General features: G+C 53.0%; 23 protein-coding genes. 13 read left to right on the top strand and 10 right to left on the bottom strand.

The genetic code is table 11. The features are described 5' to 3' along the window. Positions 1-130 precede the first annotated feature (130 nt). The gene (argS, locus tag ACLD4F_RS04850) at positions 131-1864 is read right to left on the bottom strand and encodes an arginine--tRNA ligase (RefSeq protein WP_001025360.1); all 1734 of its coding nucleotides are present in this window, start codon (positions 1862-1864) and stop codon (positions 131-133) included. Positions 1865-2100: 236 nt separating this feature from the next. On the opposite strand from argS, the gene ACLD4F_RS04845 reads away from it, so the two are divergent. Next, the gene (locus ACLD4F_RS04845) at positions 2101-2670 is read left to right on the top strand and encodes a VOC family protein (RefSeq protein ID WP_000024794.1); all 570 of its coding nucleotides are present in this window, start codon (positions 2101-2103) and stop codon (positions 2668-2670) included. 19 nt (positions 2671-2689) lie between these two features. Further along, on the top strand, positions 2690-3436 hold the full coding sequence (gene cutC / locus ACLD4F_RS04840) for a copper homeostasis protein CutC (protein WP_001185770.1): 747 nt from the start codon (positions 2690-2692) through the stop codon (positions 3434-3436). Between the two features lie 235 nt (positions 3437-3671). On the opposite strand, the gene cmoB is transcribed toward cutC, so the two are convergent. Genes cmoB through ACLD4F_RS04815 form a run of 5 tightly spaced genes read right to left on the bottom strand, consistent with a single transcriptional unit; the run spans position 3672 to position 7253 of the window. Next, positions 3672-4643 carry a tRNA 5-methoxyuridine(34)/uridine 5-oxyacetic acid(34) synthase CmoB gene (gene cmoB, locus ACLD4F_RS04835; RefSeq protein WP_000569026.1) on the bottom strand — a complete coding sequence of 324 codons (972 nt, stop codon included), beginning with the start codon at positions 4641-4643 and terminating at the stop codon, positions 3672-3674. After that, positions 4640-5383 carry a carboxy-S-adenosyl-L-methionine synthase CmoA gene (gene cmoA, locus ACLD4F_RS04830; RefSeq protein ID WP_000019609.1) on the bottom strand — a complete coding sequence of 248 codons (744 nt, stop codon included), beginning with the start codon at positions 5381-5383 and terminating at the stop codon, positions 4640-4642. The genes cmoB and cmoA overlap by 4 nt, the downstream gene beginning before the upstream one ends. Before the next feature lie 40 nt (positions 5384-5423). Next, on the bottom strand, positions 5424-5819 hold the full coding sequence (locus ACLD4F_RS04825) for an MAPEG family protein (protein ID WP_000252975.1): 396 nt from the start codon (positions 5817-5819) through the stop codon (positions 5424-5426). A 52-nt stretch (positions 5820-5871) separates the two neighbouring features. After that, on the bottom strand, positions 5872-6690 hold the full coding sequence (locus tag ACLD4F_RS04820) for a DUF72 domain-containing protein (RefSeq protein WP_000639226.1): 819 nt from the start codon (positions 6688-6690) through the stop codon (positions 5872-5874). Then, the gene (locus ACLD4F_RS04815) at positions 6687-7253 is read right to left on the bottom strand and encodes a hydrolase (RefSeq protein ID WP_000916144.1); all 567 of its coding nucleotides are present in this window, start codon (positions 7251-7253) and stop codon (positions 6687-6689) included. Before ACLD4F_RS04815 ends, ACLD4F_RS04820 begins: the two co-directional genes overlap by 4 nt. A 324-nt stretch (positions 7254-7577) precedes the next feature. Here ACLD4F_RS04815 and aspS point away from each other — a divergent pair, with 324 nt between their 5' ends. From aspS to ACLD4F_RS04790, 5 genes are all read left to right on the top strand, one after another. Beyond that, positions 7578-9350 (top strand): aspartate--tRNA ligase, encoded by a 1773-nt coding sequence (gene aspS, locus ACLD4F_RS04810; protein WP_001258633.1) that lies wholly within the window; start codon positions 7578-7580, stop codon positions 9348-9350. 93 nt (positions 9351-9443) lie between these two features. Next, positions 9444-9896 (top strand): dihydroneopterin triphosphate diphosphatase, encoded by a 453-nt coding sequence (gene nudB / locus ACLD4F_RS04805; RefSeq protein ID WP_000653693.1) that lies wholly within the window; start codon positions 9444-9446, stop codon positions 9894-9896. A gap of 29 nt (positions 9897-9925) precedes the next feature. Then, on the top strand, positions 9926-10666 hold the full coding sequence (locus ACLD4F_RS04800; protein ID WP_000907242.1) for a YebC/PmpR family DNA-binding transcriptional regulator: 741 nt from the start codon (positions 9926-9928) through the stop codon (positions 10664-10666). A gap of 36 nt (positions 10667-10702) precedes the next feature. Next, a complete protein-coding gene (ruvC, locus tag ACLD4F_RS04795) occupies positions 10703-11224 on the top strand; it encodes a crossover junction endodeoxyribonuclease RuvC (RefSeq protein WP_000022510.1) in 522 nt (173 codons plus the stop codon). Between the two features lie 30 nt (positions 11225-11254). After that, positions 11255-12751, top strand: a complete 1497-nt coding sequence (locus tag ACLD4F_RS04790; RefSeq protein ID WP_411010696.1) for a PstS family phosphate ABC transporter substrate-binding protein — start codon at positions 11255-11257, stop codon at positions 12749-12751. Between the two features lie 99 nt (positions 12752-12850). On the opposite strand, the gene ACLD4F_RS04785 is transcribed toward ACLD4F_RS04790, so the two are convergent. After that, positions 12851-13447 carry a YebB family permuted papain-like enzyme gene (locus ACLD4F_RS04785; protein ID WP_000716751.1) on the bottom strand — a complete coding sequence of 199 codons (597 nt, stop codon included), beginning with the start codon at positions 13445-13447 and terminating at the stop codon, positions 12851-12853. 208 nt (positions 13448-13655) lie between these two features. On the opposite strand from ACLD4F_RS04785, the gene ACLD4F_RS04780 reads away from it, so the two are divergent. The 3 genes from ACLD4F_RS04780 to ruvB all read left to right on the top strand — a co-directional run bounded on the left by ACLD4F_RS04780 (position 13656) and on the right by ruvB (position 16338). Further along, positions 13656-14348: a hypothetical protein gene (locus ACLD4F_RS04780; protein ID WP_411010695.1), complete on the top strand. Its 693-nt coding sequence runs from the start codon at positions 13656-13658 to the stop codon at positions 14346-14348. A 359-nt stretch (positions 14349-14707) separates the two neighbouring features. Beyond that, a complete protein-coding gene (gene ruvA / locus ACLD4F_RS04775; protein WP_000580335.1) occupies positions 14708-15319 on the top strand; it encodes a Holliday junction branch migration protein RuvA in 612 nt (203 codons plus the stop codon). Between the two features lie 8 nt (positions 15320-15327). Then, positions 15328-16338: a Holliday junction branch migration DNA helicase RuvB gene (gene ruvB / locus ACLD4F_RS04770; RefSeq protein WP_000568504.1), complete on the top strand. Its 1011-nt coding sequence runs from the start codon at positions 15328-15330 to the stop codon at positions 16336-16338. Positions 16339-16416: 78 nt separating this feature from the next. On the opposite strand, the gene znuB is transcribed toward ruvB, so the two are convergent. Both znuB and znuC read right to left on the bottom strand, forming a co-directional pair. After that, complete coding sequence (znuB, locus tag ACLD4F_RS04765; protein ID WP_000571508.1) at positions 16417-17202, bottom strand: zinc ABC transporter permease subunit ZnuB; 786 nt, start codon at positions 17200-17202, stop codon at positions 16417-16419. Further along, positions 17199-17954 carry a zinc ABC transporter ATP-binding protein ZnuC gene (gene znuC, locus ACLD4F_RS04760; protein ID WP_000203013.1) on the bottom strand — a complete coding sequence of 252 codons (756 nt, stop codon included), beginning with the start codon at positions 17952-17954 and terminating at the stop codon, positions 17199-17201. Before znuC ends, znuB begins: the two co-directional genes overlap by 4 nt. 78 nt (positions 17955-18032) lie before the next feature. Between znuC and znuA the strand changes: the two genes are divergently transcribed. From znuA to lpxM, 3 genes are all read left to right on the top strand, one after another. Continuing rightward, positions 18033-18977: a zinc ABC transporter substrate-binding protein ZnuA gene (gene znuA, locus ACLD4F_RS04755; protein WP_000939597.1), complete on the top strand. Its 945-nt coding sequence runs from the start codon at positions 18033-18035 to the stop codon at positions 18975-18977. Between the two features lie 15 nt (positions 18978-18992). Then, positions 18993-20312 (top strand): murein DD-endopeptidase MepM, encoded by a 1320-nt coding sequence (gene mepM, locus ACLD4F_RS04750; RefSeq protein WP_001184028.1) that lies wholly within the window; start codon positions 18993-18995, stop codon positions 20310-20312. 116 nt (positions 20313-20428) lie between these two features. Beyond that, the gene (gene lpxM, locus ACLD4F_RS04745; protein WP_000448397.1) at positions 20429-21400 is read left to right on the top strand and encodes a lauroyl-Kdo(2)-lipid IV(A) myristoyltransferase; all 972 of its coding nucleotides are present in this window, start codon (positions 20429-20431) and stop codon (positions 21398-21400) included. Positions 21401-21472: 72 nt separating this feature from the next. Here lpxM and pyk read toward each other — a convergent pair whose 3' ends face one another. After that, a complete protein-coding gene (gene pyk / locus ACLD4F_RS04740) occupies positions 21473-22915 on the bottom strand; it encodes a pyruvate kinase (RefSeq protein ID WP_411010694.1) in 1443 nt (480 codons plus the stop codon). Positions 22916-23000 lie beyond the last annotated feature (85 nt).

The following is a 23000-nucleotide window of genomic DNA, read 5'->3' as shown; positions in this document are numbered from 1 at the left end:
TAAAAGATGTTCCATCTCTCTATAGAAATGTGTCATTCCTTGTGATTTGTTACAGATATACCGCTGTGGCAATAAAAAGGCCTGAGTCCGTTACCCGGAGTCAGGCCTGATGATGTTAACGACGGCGCGTTTACATGCGTTCTACGGTTTCGATACCCAACGTATCCAGACCCAGTTTCAGCGTCTTCGCCGTCAGTTGCGCCAGTTTTAGGCGGCTATTGCGAACCGCGTCATTCTCGGCGCTGAGAATAGGGCAGTGCTCGTAGAAGCCGGAGAACAGCCCGGCGACGTCATACAGATACGCGCACATGACGTGCGGCGTACCTTCACGCGCGACCACCGTCAGGGTTTCTTCAAACTGCAGCAAACGGGCAGCGAGCTGCGCTTCGCGATCTTCGCTAATGATAACCGGCGCGCTCGCCAGCGCCTGCTCGTCGATGTCCGCTTTACGGAAAACAGACAGCACACGCGTATAGGCATACTGCATATAAGGAGCGGTATTGCCTTCGAAAGCCAACATATTATCCCAGTCGAAGATATAGTCAGTGGTGCGGTTTTTTGACAGATCGGCGTATTTCACCGCGCCAATACCGACGGCGTTAGCCAGTTTTTCCAGCTCGTCAGCCGGCATATCCGGGTTCTTCTCCGCCACCAGACGACGCGCGCGCTCCAGCGCCTCATCCAGCAGGTCAGCCAGTTTCACCGTACCGCCCGCGCGAGTTTTAAACGGTTTACCGTCTTTACCCAACATCATGCCGAACATGTGATGTTCCAGCGGAACGGAATCCGGCACATAACCGGCTTTACGCACAATGGTCCAGGCTTGCATCAGGTGCTGGTGCTGACGGGAGTCAATGTAGTAGAGCACGCGGTCGGCGTGCAGCGTTTCGTAACGGTATTTGGCGCAGGCGATATCGGTAGTGGTATACAGATAACCGCCATCTTTCTTCTGAATAATGACGCCCATCGGGTCGCCTTCCTTGTTTTTAAACTCATCAAGGAAAACCACCGTTGCGCCTTCGCTTTCAACCGCCAGGCCTTTGGCTTTCAGATCGGCGACGATGCCCGGCAGCATCGGATTATACAGACTTTCGCCCATCACATCGTCACGCGTCAGAGTGACGTTCAGACGATCATAGGTGATCTGGTTTTGCGTCATCGTGATATCAACCAGCTTACGCCACATCTCACGGAAATAGGTATCACCGCTCTGCAATTTGACGACGTAGTTACGCGCGCGCTCGGCAAACGCTTCATCTTCGTCATAATGCTTTTTCGCATCGCGGTAAAATCCTTCGAGATCCGCCAGCGCCATGTCGCCCGCGTTTTCCTGCTGCTGTTTTTCCAGCCAGGCGATAAGCATACCGAACTGGGTACCCCAGTCGCCGACGTGGTTAGCGCGAATAACATGATGGCCCAGAAACTCCAGCGTGCGTACTGCCGCATCGCCGATAATCGTGGAGCGTAGATGACCGACGTGCATCTCTTTCGCGACGTTGGGCGCGGAGTAGTCGACGACAATTGTCTGACGAGTCGGCTGAGAAACGCCCAGACGATCGGAGGCCAGCGCCTGTTGCACCTGTTCAGCGAGAAAAGCCGGTTCGAGGAAAATATTGATAAAGCCAGGGCCGGCGATTTCAACCTTGCTGGCGATGCCGCTGAGATCCAGATGAGTCAGCACCTGCTCTGCAAGTTGTCGGGGGGCCATACCCAGTTTTTTCGCAACTGCCATCATGCCGTTGGCCTGATAGTCGCCGAACTGAACTTTGGCTGACTGACGAACCTGGGGCTCGCAATCTGCAGGCGCGCCTGCAGCAATCATGGCCTGACTAACTTTTTCTGAGAGAAGAGCCTGAATATTCACCGGAATACCTTACGTTTATGAAGCGGACTGTATTGCCCGCGCCAGTTTAAGAATTAGGGCGGGAGTATACTGCAAATGCCCGTTGGCGTCAGCATTGCGCGCGCGGCGCGTCGCCTGAAATATACGCAACAATAATCTGCATAAGCATTCAATAAACGCCCAATCAAATCAAAGGTTGGTTGCCGGGGCGCAACAGCGTAAATTAGCGGTTTTCACAGCAAGAAGAGCGTCCTGATATGGCGAACTGGCAACACATTGATGAACTGCATGATATTTCGGCAGATTTACCGCGATTCACTCTGGCGTTCAGAGAACTTTCCACTCGCCTTGGTCTGCAGATTAGCGCCCTTGAGGCCGATCACATTTCATTGCGCTGTCACCAGAATACGACGGCGGAGCGTTGGCGTCGCGGTTTTGAACAATGCGGCGAGCTACTGTCGGAAAATATCATCAACGGCAGGCCGATTTGTCTGTTTAAACTGCATGAACCGGTATGTGTGGAACACTGGCGGTTTTCTGTTATTGAATTACCGTGGCCGGGAGAAAAACGCTATCCACACGAGGGGTGGGAGCATATTGAAATCGTGCTGCCCGGTGAGCCGGAGACCTTGAATGCGAGGGCCCTGGCGTTGTTGTCGGATGAGGGGCTTAGTCAGCCGGGGATAGTGGTTAAAACCAGTTCGCCACAGGGCGAGCATGAACGTTTGCCAAACCCTACGCTGGCCGTGACCGATGGCCGCATCACGGTAAAATTTCATCCATGGTCGATTGAAGCGATTGTCGCCAGCGAACAGGCGGCCCATTAACCTGCCGAGCGGAGTGAATATGGCGTTACTTGAGATCTGTTGTTACAGCATGGAATGCGCGCTCACCGCGCAGCGAAACGGCGCGGATCGTATCGAACTGTGCGCCGCGCCGAAAGAAGGGGGGCTTACGCCTTCTTTCGGCGTCTTACGCAGCGTACGCGAGCATATTACGATTCCCGTACATCCGATTATTCGTCCTCGCGGCGGGGATTTTTACTACACTGACGGCGAATTTGCCGCCATGCTGGAAGATATCCGCCTCGTCAGAGAGTTGGGTTTTCCCGGGCTGGTTACTGGCGTGTTGACCGTTGATGGGGATGTCGATATGTCGCGAATGGAAAAAATAATGGCGGCGGCCGGGCCGCTGGCGGTGACATTCCACCGCGCCTTCGATATGTGCGCTAATCCCTTCAATGCGCTAAAGAATCTGGCTGACGCAGGCGTAGCAAGAGTACTGACTTCCGGACAAAAAGCCGATGCGGCGCAAGGTTTATCAATAATTATGGAACTTATTGCCCAAGGGGATGCTCCAACCATTATGGCTGGTGCGGGGGTTCGTGCAAATAACCTGCAGAATTTCCTCGATGCCGGAGTACGGGAAGTACACAGTTCCGCCGGAGTCTTACTGCCTTCGCCGATGCGCTATCGCAATCAGGGGTTATCGATGTCTGCCGATATACAGGCGGACGAGTATTCTCGCTATAGAGTAGAGGGTGCGGCGGTCGCTGAAATGAAAGGAATCATTGTTCGCCATCAGGCCAAATGATTTTTACCGTTGCATCATGTCGCCCAATATGATGCTTGCTCGTACCAGGCCCCTGCCAATTCAACAGGGGCCTTTTTTTCTCCTTCATATTTCAAGCCGCAGCAGCGTTGGCCGCCTCGCGCACCCCGGTCACGTAACTACCTACGTTCCCGGGGATTTGCTGCGTTGCCGCCTTGCTGCAACTTGAACTATTTTGGAGAAACGGTGCTATACGTAACGGTCATTCGGCAATCCATCACGGTTTACGCGCAATCAGCACCGCGCGCTGCGGGGCGGGATAGCCTTCCACCGTCTTGCTGCGATCGTTCGGGTCGAGGAAATCGGCCAGCGACTCGGTAACCATCCATTCGGTACGGCGCTGCTCTTCGGTGGTAGTGACGCAGACATCGGCGATACGCACGTCAATAAAGCCGCATTTTTCCAGCCATTTTTTTAATGCCGGCGCGGAAGGAATAAAATAGACATTACGCATTTGGGCATAGCGATCCCCGGGCACTAAAACGGTATTTTCGTCGCCGTCGACGACCAGCGTTTCCAGTACCAGTTCACCCTCGTTGACCAACTGATCTTTTAACTGCCACAGATGCTCCAGCGGCGAGCGACGGTGATAAAGCACTCCCATCGAGAAGACGGTATCAAATGCTTTCAGCGCCGGGAGTTGTTCAATGCCCAACGGCAGCAGATGCGCGCGCTGATCGTTACCCAACAGTTTACGCACCGCCTCAAACTGGCAGAGGAAAAGCTGCGTAGGATCGATGCCGACCGCCAGATGTGCGCCCGCGCCAATCATCCGCCACAGGTGATAGCCGCTGCCGCAGCCGACATCAAGGATCGTCCGGCCGGTTAAATCTGACAGATGCGGCAGTACGCGATCCCACTTCCAGTCTGAGCGCCATTCGGTATCAATATCTACGCCATAAAGCGAGAACGGGCCTTTACGCCACGGCATCAGATTACGCAGCAATGTATCAATACGCTTTAGCTGACCTTCGCTGAGCGGCGTTTCGCTTTCCGCCGTGACACTGTGCAGTAAATCCAGCCGCCAGGGCGTAATTTCCGGTAAAAATTCTACCGCGTTCGACCACTGTTTAAACAAGCCATGCTGCTGCTCGCGTTGCCAGGCGGCAATCTGCGCGGGCAATGTTTCCAGCCAGTGGGAGAGATGATTTTTAGCAATGAGCTGATAAAAGTTACCAAACTCGATCATGCGGCAACTCCGGCTTTTAACGCGACAAGCGACCCGAAATTAAAGCACTGGAACCACAGTTCACTGTGTTCGAAACCCGCCTGACGCAGGCGCGCTTTATGTGTTTCCACCGAGTCGGTGAGCATCACGTTTTCCAGCATACTGCGCTTCTGGCTGATCTCCAGTTCGCTGTACCCATTCGCGCGTTTAAAATCGTGGTGCATGTTGAATAACAGCTCGCCCACTTTCGCATCTTCAAAGCTAAATTTTTCCGACAGTACCAGCGCGCCGCCGGGATTCAACCCCAGGTAAATCTTATCCAGCAATGCCTGGCGTTCGGCAGGTTCAAGGAATTGCAGGGTAAAATTCAGCACCACCATCGAGGCGTTTTCAATAGTGATATCGCGGATATCGCCTTCAACGACTTCAACCGGCGTAGGCGCTTTATACGCATCAATATGACGGCGGCAGCGTTCAATCATGGCCGGGGAGTTATCGACGGCGATAATGCGACAATGCTCATGGCGGATATTACGCCGAACAGACAGCGTCGCGGCACCCAGCGAGCAGCCCAGATCGTAGACCTGCGTGTTCGGCTGCACAAAGCGTTCAGCCAACATGCCAATCATGGAGATGATGTTGGAGTAGCCTGGTACCGAACGCTGAATCATGTCGGGGAAAACTTCGGCTACTCGTTCATCAAAAGTCCAGTCGCCGAGACGGGCGATAGGCGCAGAAAAAAGCGTGTCGCGGTGAGACATAACGTATACATCCGGGAAAAATAAAGGCGCATATTGTGCGCTAATACAGGGAGAAAACCAACTCCCAGGGCATATACCACAGGTTTGCCAGCACCATCAGCAACAATGCGCACCAGGTCGCGCTCATCCCCGCCCGCCGCCAGCGGAACAGGCGGTGGTGAAAACCGTAATAATGCATCAGCCGACCGGCGATTAAAATGATGCCGCAGATATGCACCATCCACGTTTCGGCGCCGTTCATTTCCATAAACAGCAGCAGCACCAGCGCGACAGGAATATATTCCACCGCGTTGCCATGAATACGGATGGCGCTTTGCAATTCGCTAAAACCGCCGTCGCCATAGGCGACACGGTACTGCATTCGCAAGCGAACGACATTAAAAGAGAACTTCATTAATAATAACGCACCCAAAACGGCATACAGCGCGCTTACCATACAAACTCCCTTTTAAAATGGCTGATGGCACTGTCTATGATAGGGGGCATTTTCAGAAAAGAGAAGATTGCTGTGGAATGGACGGAGCAGTGCCGATTTCCGGTAAGACGCTGCGTAAATCATGCCAAAGCGTATTCACCAGTTCCGGCGCCTGCGCGATATCCGGAGTATGTAAAAACAGAAAAGGCGTGGTGGTCTGCCGCCACTGCGGGAGTTTCTGCAACCAGGCGGCGAAAAACTCACGGTTTTGCGCCATATTATCGCTACCGATAAAACGCACCATCGGGTGGCTGGCCGTCACGACTGCATGTACCGGGACTTTGGGTTTTTTTCGCTGCGCGTCGCGGACGGCCTCGCTGTGGGGATGGGCGGCATGTACCGGACGACTATCCAGGATCACGCGGTTTACGCCGCGCGCGTGTAACCCGCGATTGAGCCGCTGTTCATCCTCACCTTTGTCAAAAAAACACGGATGACGAACTTCTACGCCATAGGTAAACGTGGCGGGGAGCGCATCAAGAAACTGCCATAAGGCGGGGAGATCGCGCGGTCCAAAGGCGGCGGGCAACTGCAGCCAGTATTGGCCAATACGCGTTTCCAGCGGCGCCAGGCGGGTAAAAAACGCCTGTACCAGATCGTCGCAATGACGCAGCGCGGCCTGGTGAGAAATGGTGGCGGGAAATTTAAAGCAAAAACGGAAATCGTCCGTAGTTTGCGCATACCAGCGATCGACAATTTCCGCTTTCGGCAGCGCGTAAAGCGTGGTGTTGCCCTCCACGCAATTAAAGTGGCGGGCATACTCTTCCAGACTGGTGATGCCGAGCCGCGCCCATTTCGGGTGCGACCATTGCGGCAGGCCAATGTAGATCATAAGGCGTTTAAAATATCCTCTACGCTGCGTACCCGGCCAATGCGCGGGAAAATATGCGTCATACTGCTCTGATGCTGCTCACTGCTGGCGGCGCTACAGGCATCTTCGGCAATAATAAGGTTAAATCCTAACTCCCAGGCGTTGCGCGCTGTGGATTCGACGCCGATATTGGTTGAGATCCCGCACAATATGATGGTGTCGATACCCCGGCGGCGAAGCTGTAATTCCAGATCGGTGCCGTAAAACGCGCCCCACTGGCGTTTAGTCACTTCCAGATCGCTGTCCTTTTTACCCAATGCCGTAGGCCAGGTCCACCAGTTTTCCGGCAACGCGTGCGCAGGCGTTGCGGCATCCACCGGCTGTTTTAACGCTTCGGCATAATCATCAGACCATCCAACGCGTACCATAACCACGGGCGAGCCGTTGGCGCGACACTTTTCCGCCAGCCGCGCGGCGCGGGCGACCACCTCATTTGCCGTATACGGGCCGCCGGCAAACGGAAGAATTCCTTCCTGTAAATCAATAACCACCAGGGCGGTTGTGGTCGCGTTGAGTTTCAGCATGATAATCACTCTCCTAAAAATAGCGGATTTCACTACACCTTAAGCGCGATTAAAGGGGAAAGCGGCGACAAATATTGTTAATTTTTGTGAGCATACGCAATACCCGCGTGAAAAAGCCGGGTACAGTCAGTATGAACCAGGCGTCGATCCCGCATGAAACGGGCAAGTTATCGCTCCCATGCTGGATTGACTCTTATCGTGCGGCAGAATTTCCAGTATAATAGCCGCCTTTTTTCATCCAGTTGTGACATACAGCTAAAGCTGCGACTTCGTCGCCTGCATGGCAGGCAACAATCCGCCTGCGGCTAAGTTAAGGGATATCTCATGCGTACAGAATATTGCGGACAGCTACGTCTGTCCCACGTGGGGCAGCAGGTGACTCTGTGTGGTTGGGTCAACCGTCGTCGTGATCTTGGCAGCCTGATCTTTATCGATATGCGCGACCGCGAAGGTATTGTGCAGGTGTTCTTCGATCCGGATCGTGCGGACGCGTTAAAGCTGGCCTCTGAACTGCGTAATGAGTTCTGCATTCAGGTTACGGGCACCGTGCGTGCGCGTGACGCGAAAAACGTCAATGCGGATATGGCGACCGGCGAAATTGAAGTGCTGGCGTCCTCTCTCACTATCATCAACCGCGCAGACTCACTGCCGCTTGACGCTAACCACGTTAATACCGAAGAGGCGCGTCTCAAGTACCGCTATCTGGATTTGCGTCGTCCGGAAATGGCGCAGCGCCTGAAAACTCGCGCCAAAATTACCAGCCTGGTGCGTCGTTTTATGGACGATCACGGTTTCCTTGATATTGAAACGCCGATGCTGACCAAAGCCACGCCGGAAGGCGCGCGCGACTATCTGGTGCCTTCGCGCGTGCACAAAGGTAAATTCTACGCGCTGCCGCAGTCGCCGCAGCTGTTCAAACAGCTCCTGATGATGTCCGGTTTCGACCGTTACTATCAGATAGTCAAATGCTTCCGTGATGAAGACTTACGTGCTGACCGTCAGCCGGAGTTTACTCAGATCGACGTCGAGACCTCCTTCATGACCGCGCCACAGGTGCGCGAAGTGATGGAAGCGCTGGTGCGCCATTTGTGGCTGGAAGTGAAAGGCGTGGATCTGGGGGATTTCCCGGTCATGACGTTTGCCGAAGCGGAACGTCGTTACGGTTCCGACAAACCAGACCTGCGTAACCCGATGGAGCTGGTAGATGTCGCTGACCTGCTGAAATCGGTAGAGTTCGCGGTCTTCGCGGGCCCGGCTAACGATCCGAAAGGCCGCGTGGCAGCGCTGCGTGTGCCTGGCGGCGCACAGCTTAGCCGTAAGCAGATCGACGATTATGGTAACTTTGTTAAGATCTACGGCGCGAAAGGACTGGCGTATATCAAAGTTAACGAGCGCGCGAAAGGTCTGGACGGGATTAACAGTCCGGTGGCCAAGTTCCTGACCGCCGACATTGTCGAGGCTATCCTTGAACGTACCGGCGCGCAGGACGGCGACATGATCTTCTTCGGCGCAGATAACAAAAAAGTGGTTGCCGATGCGCTGGGCGCGTTGCGTCTGAAACTGGGCAAAGACCTGAGCCTGACCGACGAAGACAAATGGGCGCCGCTGTGGGTGATTGACTTCCCGATGTTCGAAGACGACGGCGAAGGCGGTCTGACCGCGATGCACCATCCGTTCACCGCCCCGCGTGACATGACGGCGTCTGAACTGAAAACTGCCCCGGAAGAAGCCGTCGCTAACGCTTACGATATGGTGATTAACGGCTATGAAGTGGGCGGCGGTTCGGTGCGTATTCACAACGGTGAAATGCAGCAAACCGTATTTGGTATTCTCGGTATCAATGAGCAGGAGCAGCGCGAGAAGTTCGGCTTCCTGTTGGATGCGTTGAAATACGGTACGCCGCCGCATGCGGGCCTGGCGTTTGGTCTGGACCGTCTGACCATGCTGTTGACCGGCACCGACAATATTCGTGATGTTATCGCCTTCCCGAAAACGACCGCCGCCGCGTGTCTGATGACCGAAGCGCCGAGTTTCGCCAACCAGGCAGCGTTGACGGAGTTAGGGATTCAGGTTGTGAAGAAAGCCGAGAATAACTGATATGAACAATGTACACGACATCATTCGCGTGATATCGCGGCGGCCCGCAGGGGCGAGTCTCATCCGTCACCCAACAGCCAACAACGAGGTCGCGTGAAGGATAAAGTGTACAAGCGCCCCGTTTCGGTCCTGGTGGTTATTTTCGCGCAGGATACGAAACGGGTGCTAATGTTGCAGCGACGCGATGACCCGGATTTTTGGCAGTCAGTGACTGGCAGCATAGAAGAAGGGGAGACCGCGTTGCAGGCCGCCGTACGTGAAGTCAAAGAAGAGGTCACGATTGATGTTGCGGCAGAGCAACTGACCTTAATCGACTGCCAACGTACGGTGGAGTTTGAAATTTTTTCACATTTACGTCATCGCTATGCGCCGGGCGTTATGCACAATACAGAATTCTGGTTCTGCCTTGCGTTACCGCATGAGCGGCAGGTGATATTCACTGAACATCTGACGTACCAGTGGCTTGATGCGCCTGACGCGGCGGCGCTTACCAAGTCCTGGAGTAACCGGCAAGCGATTGAAGAGTTTGTCATTAACGTCGCCTGAAAAGGCGCGCTTTTTTTGAGGAAATATTTATGGCAGGTCATAGTAAATGGGCCAACACCAGACATCGTAAAGCTGCGCAGGATGCCAAGCGCGGTAAAATCTTCACTAAAATTATTCGTGAACTGGTAACGGCAGCTAAATTGGGCGGCGGCGATCCGGATGCCAACCCGCGTCTGCGCGCGGCTGTAGATAAAGCGCTGGCCAACAACATGACCCGCGACACTCTGAACCGTGCCATCGCTCGCGGTGTGGGTGGTGATGAAGACTCAAACATGGAAACCATCATCTATGAAGGTTATGGTCCTGGCGGCACGGCCATTATGATTGAGTGTCTGAGTGACAACCGTAACCGTACCGTAGCGGAAGTGCGTCATGCTTTCAGCAAGTGCGGCGGTAATCTGGGTACCGATGGTTCAGTGGCGTACCTGTTCAGTAAGAAAGGGGTCATCTCCTTTGAGAAAGGCGATGAAGACACCATCATGGAAGCCGCTCTGGAAGCTGGCGCGGAAGATGTTGTGACCTATGATGATGGCGCGATTGATGTTTACACTGCCTGGGAAGAGATGGGCAAAGTGCGTGACGCGCTGGAAGCGGCGGGTCTGAAAGCGGACAGCGCCGAAGTGTCCATGATCCCGTCAACCAAAGCGGATATGGATGCGGAAACCGCGCCGAAACTGCTACGTCTGATCGATATGCTGGAAGACTGTGACGATGTCCAGGAAGTCTACCATAACGGTGAGATCTCTGATGAGGTGGCGGCGACCCTGTAATGGTGCTGTTAAACGCCGGCGGGCAGGGGGTATAGCGTGTCGATTATTCTCGGTATTGACCCCGGCTCGCGCATTACCGGTTATGGCGTTATCCGCCAGGTAGGCAGACAACTGACCTATCTGGGCAGCGGATGTATTCGCACCAAAGTCGATGATTTGCCGTCTCGTTTGAAGCTTATATACGCAGGCGTGACGGAAATCATCACGCAGTTCCAGCCGGACTATTTTGCTATCGAACAGGTGTTTATGGCGAAGAACGCCGATTCAGCCCTCAAGCTGGGACAGGCGCGCGGCGTCGCGATTGTCGCCGCGGTCAACCAGGAACTGCCCGTGTTTGAATACGCGGCGCGTCAGGTGAAGCAAACCGTCGTCGGTATTGGTAGCGCGGAAAAAAGCCAGGTTCAGCATATGGTGCGCACGTTGCTCAAACTGCCCGCTAACCCGCAGGCCGATGCCGCAGATGCGCTGGCTATCGCCATTACGCATTGCCACGTTAGCCAGAACGCGATGCAAATGAGCGAATCGCGGCTGAATTTAGCGCGTGGGAGAATGCGCTGATGTAAATGCAGGGTCAGGGAGACCCGTACTATGGCGATAATAAAGTCGATAAAATTTTGGCTGGCAGAAATCGTGCTGCTGGTCGTGGTGTTGCCGATATTAGCAATAATACTCAGTATCTTTAACATTATTTTTAATATTGCTGGCGATATCTATGGGCTTATCGCCACGCTGATGGCCACCATTCTTGTGGGTTGTGCGACTGGTGGTATTCGCGGTCGCTTTATCGATGAACGAGAGCGTTTTATTCCTGGTTTTTTACCTGCCTTATTACTGATTTTCTATTCTCTTACCGTTTGGCTGATAATGATTATCGTCGCTGACGGCGGCTTCGAAAGTCGCGTGTTTTATCACGGGATACAGTGGTTCGGGCTCTATTCTGGCTTGATCAAATCGGCTTTAATGACGGAATTTTATGAGATACCATCATCAATGGTGATCATTGCCCCGGTGATCCCATTTGTCGGCTTCCTGTCGTATACCATCATGCGTTTTATCACCGTCCGGCAGAATAATAAGCTGGAAAACGTCGCCGGATGGCGAAGTATTGTTCTGCTCATCGCCGCAATGATAATTGCCATTAGCGGATTATTGGCCTGGCAAACTTATGATCGTCGCGAGCGACGAGTGGTTAACGATCCGGCCAGGGAAATAACGGAATCTTTTGAGCCTGGCACATATGACCCGTTTACCCCCGATAATAAACTGACGGCGCTGAGCGCATCACCTGGGCTATCGCTGGAAAACGACTGGCCGCGACTGAATGGCGCAACGGCAGTTTATCCGGTGTACGCCTCGGCAGCGCAGGCGCTGTATCACAATCTGGATGTAGACAGCGTGTGGAAATATGTTCGCTGCGATCGGACACCTGGTGCCTGGGAGAAGTTAATTCATGGTGAAGCGGATATCATTTTTGTCGCTGAGCCTTCCGCCGAGCAAAAAGCCAGCGCGAGGGCGCAGGGCGTTGATTTACACTTCTATCCCATTGCCCGCGAGGCTTTTGTTTTTGTCACGCATAAGGATAATCCGCTGACTCAACTGAGTGAAAAACAGATTCGCGATATCTATTCCGGGCGTGTGAACAACTGGCTGGAAGTCGGCGGCAACGATGCGCGTATTTACCCCTATCAGCGGCCAAAGGGATCGGGTAGCCAGACGATTATGCTGGCTGCGGTGATGGGCGAGGATAAACTTCGCAAGCCGCTGGAAACAGAATCCGTTCACGATATGATCGGATTGCTGCGTAATGTGGCAAATTACCAGAACAGCGCCAATGCTCTGGGGTATACCTTCCGCTATTATGCTACGCAGCTTCACCATAGCCCTGATTTGCGCTTGCTGGCGGTGAATGGCATCGAGCCAACCATCGAAAATATTCGCAATGGAAAATATCCTTACACTATTGATGTATATATGGTTTCCGCTGGAAAACCCTCGCGGCAATCGCAAAAATTTATCGATTGGTTTTTGAGCGAGCAAGGGCAAAGGTTGATTGCTGACGTTGGATACGTTCCTCTGGCGCGCTAATGCACGTTGGGAGGCGGGAGAGACAATATATCTGTCAGTCATTTGACAGGCCTCGTATCGGCCTGTCAGGATATACTCGCGAGTGGAAATATCAGGGCGTTATGCCGCTTCTCCGGGAAGATGCCCCTGAGAGTGACTCTGATAGATTACATCCAGGTTGGGATGATGCCACAGGCTGGCTGGCGTCACCGTCTTACGATCCCACGGGATTGAACCTAAAAACCAGAACTTCCAGAAGGTGAGTTTTGCATCAGGATTGCTGTGAAGTAATTCTTCGAATGTCTCAATATCGCCTACCGGAATACACAATGCTTCTTTATAGATATCAAACACAAATTTCGAGCAGAACTGGCGCGATGACTCGTATTTAAACCCCGTGTGATAAAACTTATTCAGCCGGGCGGGAACCTGCTCCATGATGGCGAGTTTCTGCTCGACCGTCAGGCCGCCGCACAGGCGACGAACCGCGTAACGTTGTCCGGCCGAACGTTGTATAAACAGTGACAGCGTGGTGACGGTTGAGAGGGGGACGCGACTTTCCGCCACCAGATAGTCATCACCATTATGACCAATAATAATCCCAACATGGTTGCTCCAGCACTGTGAAGCGGTGGATATCTGGCCGAAAAGCGCGGCACCTATACAGGTAAAGACGATATCCCCGGTTTCATATTGGACAGAATAATGTTTTTTCATCTCTGCATTCCATTATTTGAAATAAATTCCTTTTATTTATTCTACAGGGTAGTTAGCATTATACCAAATAAATGACAAGCCTTAGTGTCATCGAAATATGTATGGTGAATATTTCATTTATTGGAATTAATGTCGCAAATATATTTGGGGGGGATTAAGGTGGTAAATTTCTCATCATCTGATCTCTCATATTGACAGGGAGTATGACGTGGTTGATGATAAACCAATGAGAATAGGTTGGGTATTTTATTTTTCTTATATTTTTGTTGCTATTATCTTTCATCTGCTTATTAGTTTTTGTTATTTTTTGAGTATTGATATGGCAGAGGCTAATACTGTTGTTTTTTTATTAAAGCCAGGGACGATTTCATTATTATTTTTGCTTCTCCCTGCCAGGCGGTTCAGGACCAGACTGTTGGCAACATTGAGTTCAGTTTTCATTACCTTAGTATTTAACCAGTGGCATTTGGTTGCCGGGAATAAAGAACTGGTTTTGTGCCTGCAGGCAGCGTGCTTTATGGCTTTCCTGGCTATGACATCGGTAAAAAAATCCGGGTGGATGATTAGCGCATCATTATTTTTGGTTTGTGCGGCCGGAACGATTCGCCAGTGCTGGCTGGAACAGCTGTTTAACGCTGCCGATATATATATTGTTGATGATGGGCGGAGCTGTGGCGCCAGCGGCCACTGCTTCCAGTATATTGCAGCAAAAGGCCGTGGGTTAGCAGCAAAACGACAGGCACTTTTTAGTAGCGAAGAGTATGTGAATATTTATTATAGTTATTCAGAAGGGATGCCAGCCGTGAATTTCGATGGCATGAAAAATGAGTTTGTACAATATTTATTGTGTCATGGCGAATTAAAATCTGTTGCGCGCGACGATAAAACAACATGCGATTAAATTCAGCGCTAGTGGTTAATATTATTAAATCTATTCTCGGGTCTGTTTTTTTGGAGGCCCGATGTTCCGCTGTTGGCATTCGTACTGGATACATTATTAGTGTTATCAGGATACTCATTATTGAAGACTACCGAACGTGCGCCACGGCATGTTGGCAAAAAGTTGTTCGCGTAGGACGCAAAAAGTTGTCAATGAGTGTACGACTTATTTTGTACGCAGCGGGGAGCGTACCCGTCGTTAACCATCGCGGGTTGTCGGAGTAGAGAAATATCGGGATACGTGTTTTTCATCTGGATAAACATCCAGTCTTTTTTTATGATAGTGCATTATCTTTTCAGCCCTTTACGCAGGAGCGTCATGTGATAGGCAGACTCAGAGGCATTATTCTCGAAAAACAACCCCCGATCGTGCTGCTGGAGACAGGGGGCGTAGGCTATGAAGTACATATGCCTATGACCTGCTTTTACGAGCTGCCGGAGGCCGGGCAGGAGGCAATCGTCTTCACCCACTTCGTGGTGCGTGAAGATGCGCAGTTGCTGTACGGATTCAACAATAAGCAAGAGCGCACGCTGTTTAAAGAGCTAATTAAAACGAATGGCGTCGGGCCTAAGCTGGCGCTGGCGATTCTCTCCGGCATGTCGGCGCAACAGTTCGTCAATGCGGTTGAGCGCGAAGAGCTTGGCGCACTGGTGAAGCTGCCGGGTATCGGCAAGAAAACTGCCGAAAGGCTGATTGTCGAAATGAAAGACCGCTTTAAAGGGCTACATGGCGATCTCTTTACGCCAGCGGTCGATCTGGTATTGACGTCGCCGGCCAGCCCAACCTCGGAAGATGCAGAACAAGAAGCAGTTGCTGCGCTGGTGGCGCTGGGTTATAAACCGCAAGAAGCCAGTCGGATGGTAAGCAAGATCGCCCGTCCGGATGCAAGCAGTGAAACACTGATTCGCGACGCGTTACGCGCCGCGTTATGAGGTAAAGGATGATAGAAGCAGATCGCCTGATTTCAGCAGGCGCCACGATCGCAGAAGACGTCGCCGATCGCGCCATTCGCCCGAAGTTATTGGCGGAATATGTCGGCCAACCGCAGGTGCGCTCCCAGATGGAGATCTTTATTCAGGCGGCAAAACTGCGTGGCGACGCACTAGATCACTTGCTGATTTTCGGCCCGCCAGGGTTAGGTAAAACGACTCTGGCGAATATCGTTGCCAATGAAATGGGCGTCAATCTCCGAACCACGTCCGGCCCGGTGCTGGAAAAAGCAGGCGATCTGGCGGCTATGCTCACCAATCTTGAACCGCATGATGTGCTGTTTATTGATGAGATTCACCGGCTTTCACCGGTGGTGGAAGAGGTACTCTATCCGGCGATGGAAGATTACCAGTTGGATATTATGATTGGCGAAGGGCCTGCTGCACGTTCAATTAAGATCGATCTGCCGCCGTTTACGCTCATTGGCGCGACGACGCGCGCCGGGTCGTTAACGTCCCCGCTACGCGACCGTTTTGGTATTGTGCAGCGCCTGGAGTTCTACCAGGTGCCCGATCTGCAGCACATCGTCGGGCGCAGCGCAAGGCACATGGGGCTTGAGATGAGCGATGACGGCGCGCTGGAAGTGGCGCGTCGGGCGCGCGGTACGCCGCGTATAGCCAACCGCCTGCTCAGACGTGTGCGTGATTTCGCCGAGGTGAAGCATGACGGGGCTATTTCAGCGGAAATTGCCGCGCAGGCGCTGGATATGCTGAACGTCGATGCGGAAGGGTTTGACTATATGGATCGCAAGCTGCTGCTGGCGGTTATTGATAAATTCTTCGGTGGACCGGTCGGCCTGGATAACCTGGCGGCGGCGATTGGCGAAGAGCGTGAAACCATTGAGGATGTGCTGGAGCCGTATCTGATTCAGCAAGGTTTTTTGCAGCGCACGCCGCGTGGGCGTATGGCAACGGTGCGCGCCTGGAACCATTTCGGGATCACGCCGCCAGAGATGCCTTAGCGCCTGAAGTCGCTGCGCTCATCAGACCAGGGCGATTTTGTAGGCCCGGTAAGCGCAGCGCCACCGGGCAACACACGCTTAGCTTGCCTGCTTTTTCATCATACTGAAGATAAACAGCAGCGCGGCACACAGCACTACGGATGGCCCTGCCGGGGTATCATAAAAGGCTGAGAAGGTCAGTCCACCTGTAACCGCTATCATACCTACACCAACGGCGACGCCCGCCATCTGTTCCGGCGTACGGGCAAAGCGACGCGCGGTTGCGGCGGGGATAATCAGCAGCGACGTAATGATCAGCGCTCCGACAAACTTCATCGCCACGCCAATAGTTAATGCCGTTACCAGCATCAATAGCAGCTTCACGCGCTGTAACTTCACGCCATCGACAAAGGCAAGATCCGGACTGATAGTCATTGACAGCAAGTTGCGCCACTGCCAGAAGAGAATGGCCAGCACAATAACGACCCCAATAGCGATCGAGATAAGATCTTCCGGCGTGACGGCCAGCAAATCGCCAAACAGATAAGCCATTAAATCAACGCGGACGTTGGACATCAGGCTGACCACGACCAGTCCTAAAGATAAGGCGCTGTGCGCCATAATGCCCAGTAAGGTATCAATCGCGAGGTGAGGGCGTTTCTCCAGCCATACCAGACCGGCGGCCAGCAGCAGCGTAACGGCGATTACCGCATAAAAGGGGTTAACGTCCAGCAACAGGCCAAACGCCACGCCCAGAAGCGACGCGTGAGCCAGCGTATCGCCAAAATAGGACATCCGACGCCAGACCACAAATGAGCCCAAAGGACCAGCGGCGCACGCCAGCATCATCCCGGCCAGCCAGCCGGGCAGTAATAATTCAATCATGAGTGACCATTTCCCCGGCGCAGTACAATACGACCCTGTAAATCGTGGCGATGATTATGATGATGGCGATAAATCCCTAATTGCTCCGCGCCTCGCGGGCCAAACATAGAGATAAATTCCGGATGCATAGACACCACTTCCGGCGCGCCGGAACAGCAAATATGATGGTTCAGGCATAACACTTCATCCGTCTTTGCCATGACCAGATGTAGGTCATGCGACACCATCAGCACGGCGCAATCGAGTTCACGGCGCAGCTGATCGATAAGGTCGTATAACGCGACCTGGCCGTTGACATCCACGCCTTGCGTCGGCTCATCAAGTACCAGCAACTGCGGCCTGTTAAGCAGAGCACGCGCCAGCAGTACGCGCTGTGTCTCGCCGCCGGAGAGTTTTTGCATGGGCGCGTCAATCAAATGTCCGGCCTGAACGCGTTTAAGCGCCGGGAGAATATCCGTTTTTTGCGTGCCGGGACGTAAACGTAAAAACCGGTTTACCGTCAGCGGAAGCGTGGTATCGAGATAGAGCTTTTGCGGGACATAGCCGATACGGAGTTGCCCGTTGCGCTTGATCACCCCATCATCAGGGGCTACCAGTCCTAAAACCACGCGTACAAGCGTTGACTTCCCCGCGCCGTTAGGGCCGAGAAGCGTTAAAATTTTTCCGGGGCTCAATTCAAGCGACACGTCAGAGAGGACGCGGCGTTGACCAAATGAGACCGAGACGTTTTCCAGTGAAACTAAACTTGTCATGTTAATTTTAGGCTTGCAGAAGTGATAGAATGTTATAATATCACATTTCACACATTCATTACGATGATTAGTCGCATTATGTTACAGAAAAATACGCTTCTTTTCGCAGCATTATCCGCCGCGCTTTGGGGGAGTGCAACCCAGGCTGCCGACGCCGCCGTTGTCGCTTCGCTTAAACCACTTGGGTTTATCGCTTCCGCCATTGCTGATGGCGTTACGGATACGCAAGTATTACTTCCAGATGGGGCATCCGAGCATGATTATTCATTGCGTCCATCAGACGTAAAACGCTTACAGGGCGCGGACTTAGTCGTCTGGGTTGGCCCGGAAATGGAGGCCTTTATGGAGAAGTCGGTCAGGAATATCCCTGATAATAAGCAGGTTACCATTGCGCAACTTGCCGATGTAAAACCGTTACTCATGAAGGGCGCGGATGATGATGAGGATGAACATGCGCATACGGGCGCCGATGAGGAAAAAGGTGACGTACATCACCATCACGGCGAATATAACATGCATCTTTGGCTCTCCCCAGAGATAGCGCGGGCTACAGCGGTTGCAATCCATGAAAAATTAGTGGAACTTATGCCGCAAAGTCGAGCCAAACTCGACGCCAACCTGAAGGATTTTGAGGCACAATTAGCCGCAACCGATAAACAGGTCGGTAACGAGCTCGCGCCGCTCAAGGGGAAAGGGTATTTCGTTTTTCATGACGCCTACGGTTACTACGAAAAACACTACGGACTCACCCCGCTCGGTCACTTTACCGTGAACCCTGAGATACAACCTGGCGCGCAGCGTTTACATGAAATAAGAACACAGTTGGTTGAGCAAAAAGCAACCTGCGTTTTTGCTGAGCCACAATTCAGGCCAGCGGTCGTGGAAGCCGTGGCGAGAGGGACATCCGTTCGAATGGGAACACTGGACCCCCTCGGGACGAACATTAAACTGGGTAAAACAAGCTATTCAGCGTTTTTAAGCCAATTAGCCAACCAGTATGCGAGCTGCCTGAAAGGAGATTAACGAGGAAGTGAATACGTGCAACAGATAGCCCGCTCTGTCGCCCTGGCATTTAATAATCTGCCCCGACCCCACCGCGTTATGCTGGGGTCACTTACCGTTCTGACACTGGCCGTCGCCGTATGGCGGCCCTATGTTTACCACCCAGAATCCGCACCAATCGTTAAAACTATTGAACTGGAGAAAAGCGAGATTCGTTCCCTCTTACCGGAGGCCAGCGAACCCATCGATCAGGCCGCGCAGGAAGATGAAGCTATTCCTCAGGATGAGCTGGACGATAAAACCGCAGGCGAAGTCGGCGTCCATGAATACGTCGTCTCCACAGGCGATACGTTAAGCAGCATTCTGAATCAGTACGGCATCGATATGAGCGATATTAGCCGACTTGCCGCTTCTGATAAGGAGCTGCGCAATCTGAAAATTGGCCAACAGCTTTCCTGGACACTGACCGCCGATGGCGATTTACAGCGTCTGACATGGGAAGTCTCCCGCCGTGAAACGCGTACCTACGATCGCACTGCCAACGGTTTTAAAATGAGCAGTGAAATGCAGCAGGGGGACTGGGTTAACAGTCTGCTGAAAGGTACGGTAGGGGGTAGCTTTGTCGCCAGCGCGAAAGAGGCCGGTTTAACCAGCAGCGAAATCAGCGCAGTGATAAAAGCCATGCAGTGGCAGATGGATTTTCGGAAGCTGAAAAAGGGCGATGAATTTTCGGTTCTGATGTCGCGCGAGATGCTGGATGGCAAGCGTGAACAGAGTCAGTTGTTGGGCGTGCGGATGCGTTCCGATGGTAAAGATTACTACGCCATTCGCGCCGCTGACGGTAAATTCTATGACCGTAACGGGGTTGGCCTGGCGAAAGGCTTTTTACGCTTCCCGACCGCCAAACAGTTCCGCATCTCCTCCAACTTCAATCCGCGCCGTCTGAACCCGGTTACCGGACGCGTTGCGCCGCATCGTGGCGTTGACTTTGCGATGCCGCAGGGTACGCCGGTGCTGTCGGTGGGGGATGGCGAGGTCGTGGTCGCTAAACGTAGCGGCGCTGCCGGTTACTACATTGCGATTCGTCATGGACGCACCTACACCACACGTTACATGCACTTGCGTAAGCTGCTGGTGAAACCGGGGCAAAAAGTGAAACGTGGCGATCGTATTGCGCTTTCTGGTAACACCGGGCGTTCCACAGGGCCGCATCTGCATTATGAGGTATGGATAAACCAGCAAGCCGTTAACCCTCTGACAGCAAAATTGCCGCGCACGGAAGGTCTGACGGGGTCAGATCGTCGTGAATACCTGGCACAGGTGAAAGAGGTTCTGCCACAACTGCGCTTCGATTAACAAATGCGCTGACAGAGCCGGTACGCGATGTGTGCCGGCTTTTTTGTTTTGTGTGAGACGCAGACGTCGCTACACTATTCACAATTCCTTTTCGCGTCAGCAGACCCTGGAAAAGCATGGAAACCAAAAAAAATAATAGTGAGTATATCCCTGAGTTCGAAAAATCCTTTCGCTATCCGCAGTATTGGGGCGCCTGGTTGGGCGCGGCGGCAATGGCGGGGATCGCATTAACGCCGGCATCATTCCGCGACCCTTTGCTGGCGACGCTGGGGCGTTTTGCCGGACGGCTGGGGAAGAGTTCTCGTCGCCGGGCGCTAATTAATCTGTCATTGTGCTTTCCGCAGCGTAGCGAAGCTGAGCGCGAAGCGATTGTCGATGAGATGTTCGCCACCGCGCCACAGGCAATGGCGATGATGGCTGAGTTGGCGATGCGCGGTCCGGAAAAAATTCAACAGCGTGTTGACTGGGAAGGTCTGGAAATCATTGAGGAGATGCGTCGTAACGACGAAAAAGTCATTTTTCTCGTTCCGCATGGCTGGGGCGTCGACATTCCGGCCATGCTGATGGCCTCTCAGGGGCAAAAAATGGCGGCGATGTTTCATAATCAGGGTAATCCGGTTTTTGATTATATCTGGAACACCGTGCGTCGGCGTTTCGGCGGACGTTTGCATGCGCGTAATGACGGGATTAAACCCTTTATTCAGTCTGTTCGTCAGGGCTACTGGGGCTACTACCTGCCGGACCAGGATCACGGCCCGGAGCATAGTGAATTCGTTGATTTCTTTGCGACATACAAAGCGACGCTGCCTGCGATTGGTCGGCTGATGAAAGTGTGCCGCGCACGCGTGATACCGCTTTTCCCGGTGTATAATGGTAAAACGCATCGCCTGACTATCCAGATTCGCCCGCCGATGGACGATCTGCTCACGGCTGACGACCACACTATCGCCAGACGGATGAACGAAGAGGTCGAAATTTTTGTCGGCCCGCATCCGGAACAGTACACCTGGATCCTGAAGCTGCTCAAAACCCGCAAGCCAGGCGAGATTCAGCCGTATAAGCGTAAAGATCTTTATCCCATCAAATAAATAAAGCCTCTCGTAAGAGAGGCTTTATGCTGACAAACCCTGTACTACCTGATGAACAGGTGTGGGGGAGTTTTACTCAACGGTCAAAATACGCGTGGTATTGGTTGAGCCGACGGTGCTCATGACATCGCCCTGGGTCACGATAACCAGGTCGCCGGAAACCAGATACCCTTTATCGCGCAGCAGATTAACAGCTTCATGTGCCGCGACAACGCCATCAGCCGCGCTGTCAAAATGCACCGGCGTTACTCCGCGGTAGAGCGCGGTCAGGTTGAGCGTGCGTTCATGGCGCGACATGGCGAAAATCGGCAGGCCGGAGCTGATACGGGAAGTTATTAGCGCGGTACGACCGGATTCCGTCATGGTGATGATCGCGGTAACGCCTTTCAGATGGTTTGCCGCATACATCGCAGACATGGCAATAGCTTCTTCAACGTTGTCGAACTGCACGTCGAGACGGTGTTTAGACACATTGATGCTGGGGATTTTTTCTGCGCCCAGGCAGACGCGCGCCATTGCGGCAACGGTTTCAGAAGGATACTGACCGGCTGCGGTTTCGGCAGACAGCATAACCGCATCCGTGCCATCCAGGACGGCGTTCGCCACGTCCATCACTTCCGCACGGGTCGGCATCGGGTTGGTGATCATCGACTCCATCATCTGCGTTGCGGTGATGACTGCGCGGTTTAGCTGACGCGCACGGCGAATCAGCGCTTTCTGGATACCAACCAGCTCCGGATCGCCGATTTCAACGCCCAGATCGCCACGTGCGACCATCACAACGTCAGAGGCCAGAATGATATCGTCCATGGCGTTTTGATCGCATACCGCTTCGGCGCGTTCGACCTTAGCCACAATTTTCGCGTCGCAGCCGGCGTCGCGCGCCAGGCGGCGTGCATAGTTCAGATCTTCGCCGCAGCGCGGGAAGGATACGGCCAGATAGTCAACGCCTATCAGCGCAGCGGTTTGAATATCGGCTTTGTCTTTTTCGGTCAGCGCTTCAGCAGAAAGCCCGCCGCCGAGCTTGTTAATGCCTTTATTGTTAGACAGCGGGCCGCCGACGGTGACCTCGGTAAAGACTTTCATGCCCTGGACTTCAAGCACTTTCAACTGCACTCGACCATCGTCAAGCAGCAGGATATCGCCAGGAACGACGTCTGCCGGCAACCCTTTGTAATCAATGCCGACTTTTTCTTTATCGCCTTCGCCTTTACCCAGGTTAGCGTCTAACAGAAATTTGTCCCCGATATTGAGGAACACTTTGCCTTCTTTAAAAGTGGAAACGCGAATTTTTGGCCCTTGCAGGTCGCCTAAAATAGCCACATGACGCCCCAATTTGGCGGCAATCTCACGGACTTTATCAGCACGCATTTTATGATCTTCCGGCGAGCCGTGAGAGAAGTTCATACGTACTACGTTTGCGCCCGCGGCGATAACCTTCTCAAGGTTGTTATCGCGGTCAGTTGCCGGGCCTAACGTGGTAACGATTTTGGTTCTGCGAAGCCTTCTGGACATGTAATACTCCGTTGACTAAAACAACTTGGTGTTGCGTGAACATTGATCCGGTCGTTCTGAAACCTTAACGGTATAAAATGAACGT

Source organism: Salmonella sp. 741265050_HSA, assembly GCF_046569445.1.
GTDB lineage: Bacteria > Pseudomonadota > Gammaproteobacteria > Enterobacterales > Enterobacteriaceae > Salmonella > Salmonella enterica.
The sequence above is the reverse complement of the archived record's forward strand: the minus strand, read 5'-3'. Positions and strand labels throughout refer to the sequence as shown.

Excerpts from the sequence above, each read along its gene's own strand:
- ACLD4F_RS04820 (WP_000639226.1), bottom strand. The coding sequence starts at position 6,690 with ATGATCTACATTGGCCTGCCGCAATGGTCGCACCCGAAATGGGCGCGG.
- ACLD4F_RS04785 (WP_000716751.1), bottom strand. The coding sequence starts at position 13,447 with ATGAAAAAACATTATTCTGTCCAATATGAAACCGGGGATATCGTCTTT.
- pyk (WP_411010694.1), bottom strand. The coding sequence starts at position 22,915 with ATGTCCAGAAGGCTTCGCAGAACCAAAATCGTTACCACGTTAGGCCCG.
- znuA (WP_000939597.1), top strand. The coding sequence starts at position 18,033 with ATGTTACAGAAAAATACGCTTCTTTTCGCAGCATTATCCGCCGCGCTT.
- lpxM (WP_000448397.1), top strand. The coding sequence starts at position 20,429 with ATGGAAACCAAAAAAAATAATAGTGAGTATATCCCTGAGTTCGAAAAA.
- ACLD4F_RS04825 (WP_000252975.1), bottom strand. The coding sequence starts at position 5,819 with ATGGTAAGCGCGCTGTATGCCGTTTTGGGTGCGTTATTATTAATGAAG.
- ACLD4F_RS04815 (WP_000916144.1), bottom strand. The coding sequence starts at position 7,253 with ATGCTGAAACTCAACGCGACCACAACCGCCCTGGTGGTTATTGATTTA.
- ACLD4F_RS04800 (WP_000907242.1), top strand. The coding sequence starts at position 9,926 with ATGGCAGGTCATAGTAAATGGGCCAACACCAGACATCGTAAAGCTGCG.
- aspS (WP_001258633.1), top strand. The coding sequence starts at position 7,578 with ATGCGTACAGAATATTGCGGACAGCTACGTCTGTCCCACGTGGGGCAG.
- cmoA (WP_000019609.1), bottom strand. The coding sequence starts at position 5,383 with ATGTCTCACCGCGACACGCTTTTTTCTGCGCCTATCGCCCGTCTCGGC.
- cmoB (WP_000569026.1), bottom strand. The coding sequence starts at position 4,643 with ATGATCGAGTTTGGTAACTTTTATCAGCTCATTGCTAAAAATCATCTC.
- ACLD4F_RS04790 (WP_411010696.1), top strand. The coding sequence starts at position 11,255 with ATGGCGATAATAAAGTCGATAAAATTTTGGCTGGCAGAAATCGTGCTG.
- znuB (WP_000571508.1), bottom strand. The coding sequence starts at position 17,202 with ATGATTGAATTATTACTGCCCGGCTGGCTGGCCGGGATGATGCTGGCG.
- ruvB (WP_000568504.1), top strand. The coding sequence starts at position 15,328 with ATGATAGAAGCAGATCGCCTGATTTCAGCAGGCGCCACGATCGCAGAA.
- znuC (WP_000203013.1), bottom strand. The coding sequence starts at position 17,954 with ATGACAAGTTTAGTTTCACTGGAAAACGTCTCGGTCTCATTTGGTCAA.
- ACLD4F_RS04845 (WP_000024794.1), top strand. The coding sequence starts at position 2,101 with ATGGCGAACTGGCAACACATTGATGAACTGCATGATATTTCGGCAGAT.
- cutC (WP_001185770.1), top strand. The coding sequence starts at position 2,690 with ATGGCGTTACTTGAGATCTGTTGTTACAGCATGGAATGCGCGCTCACC.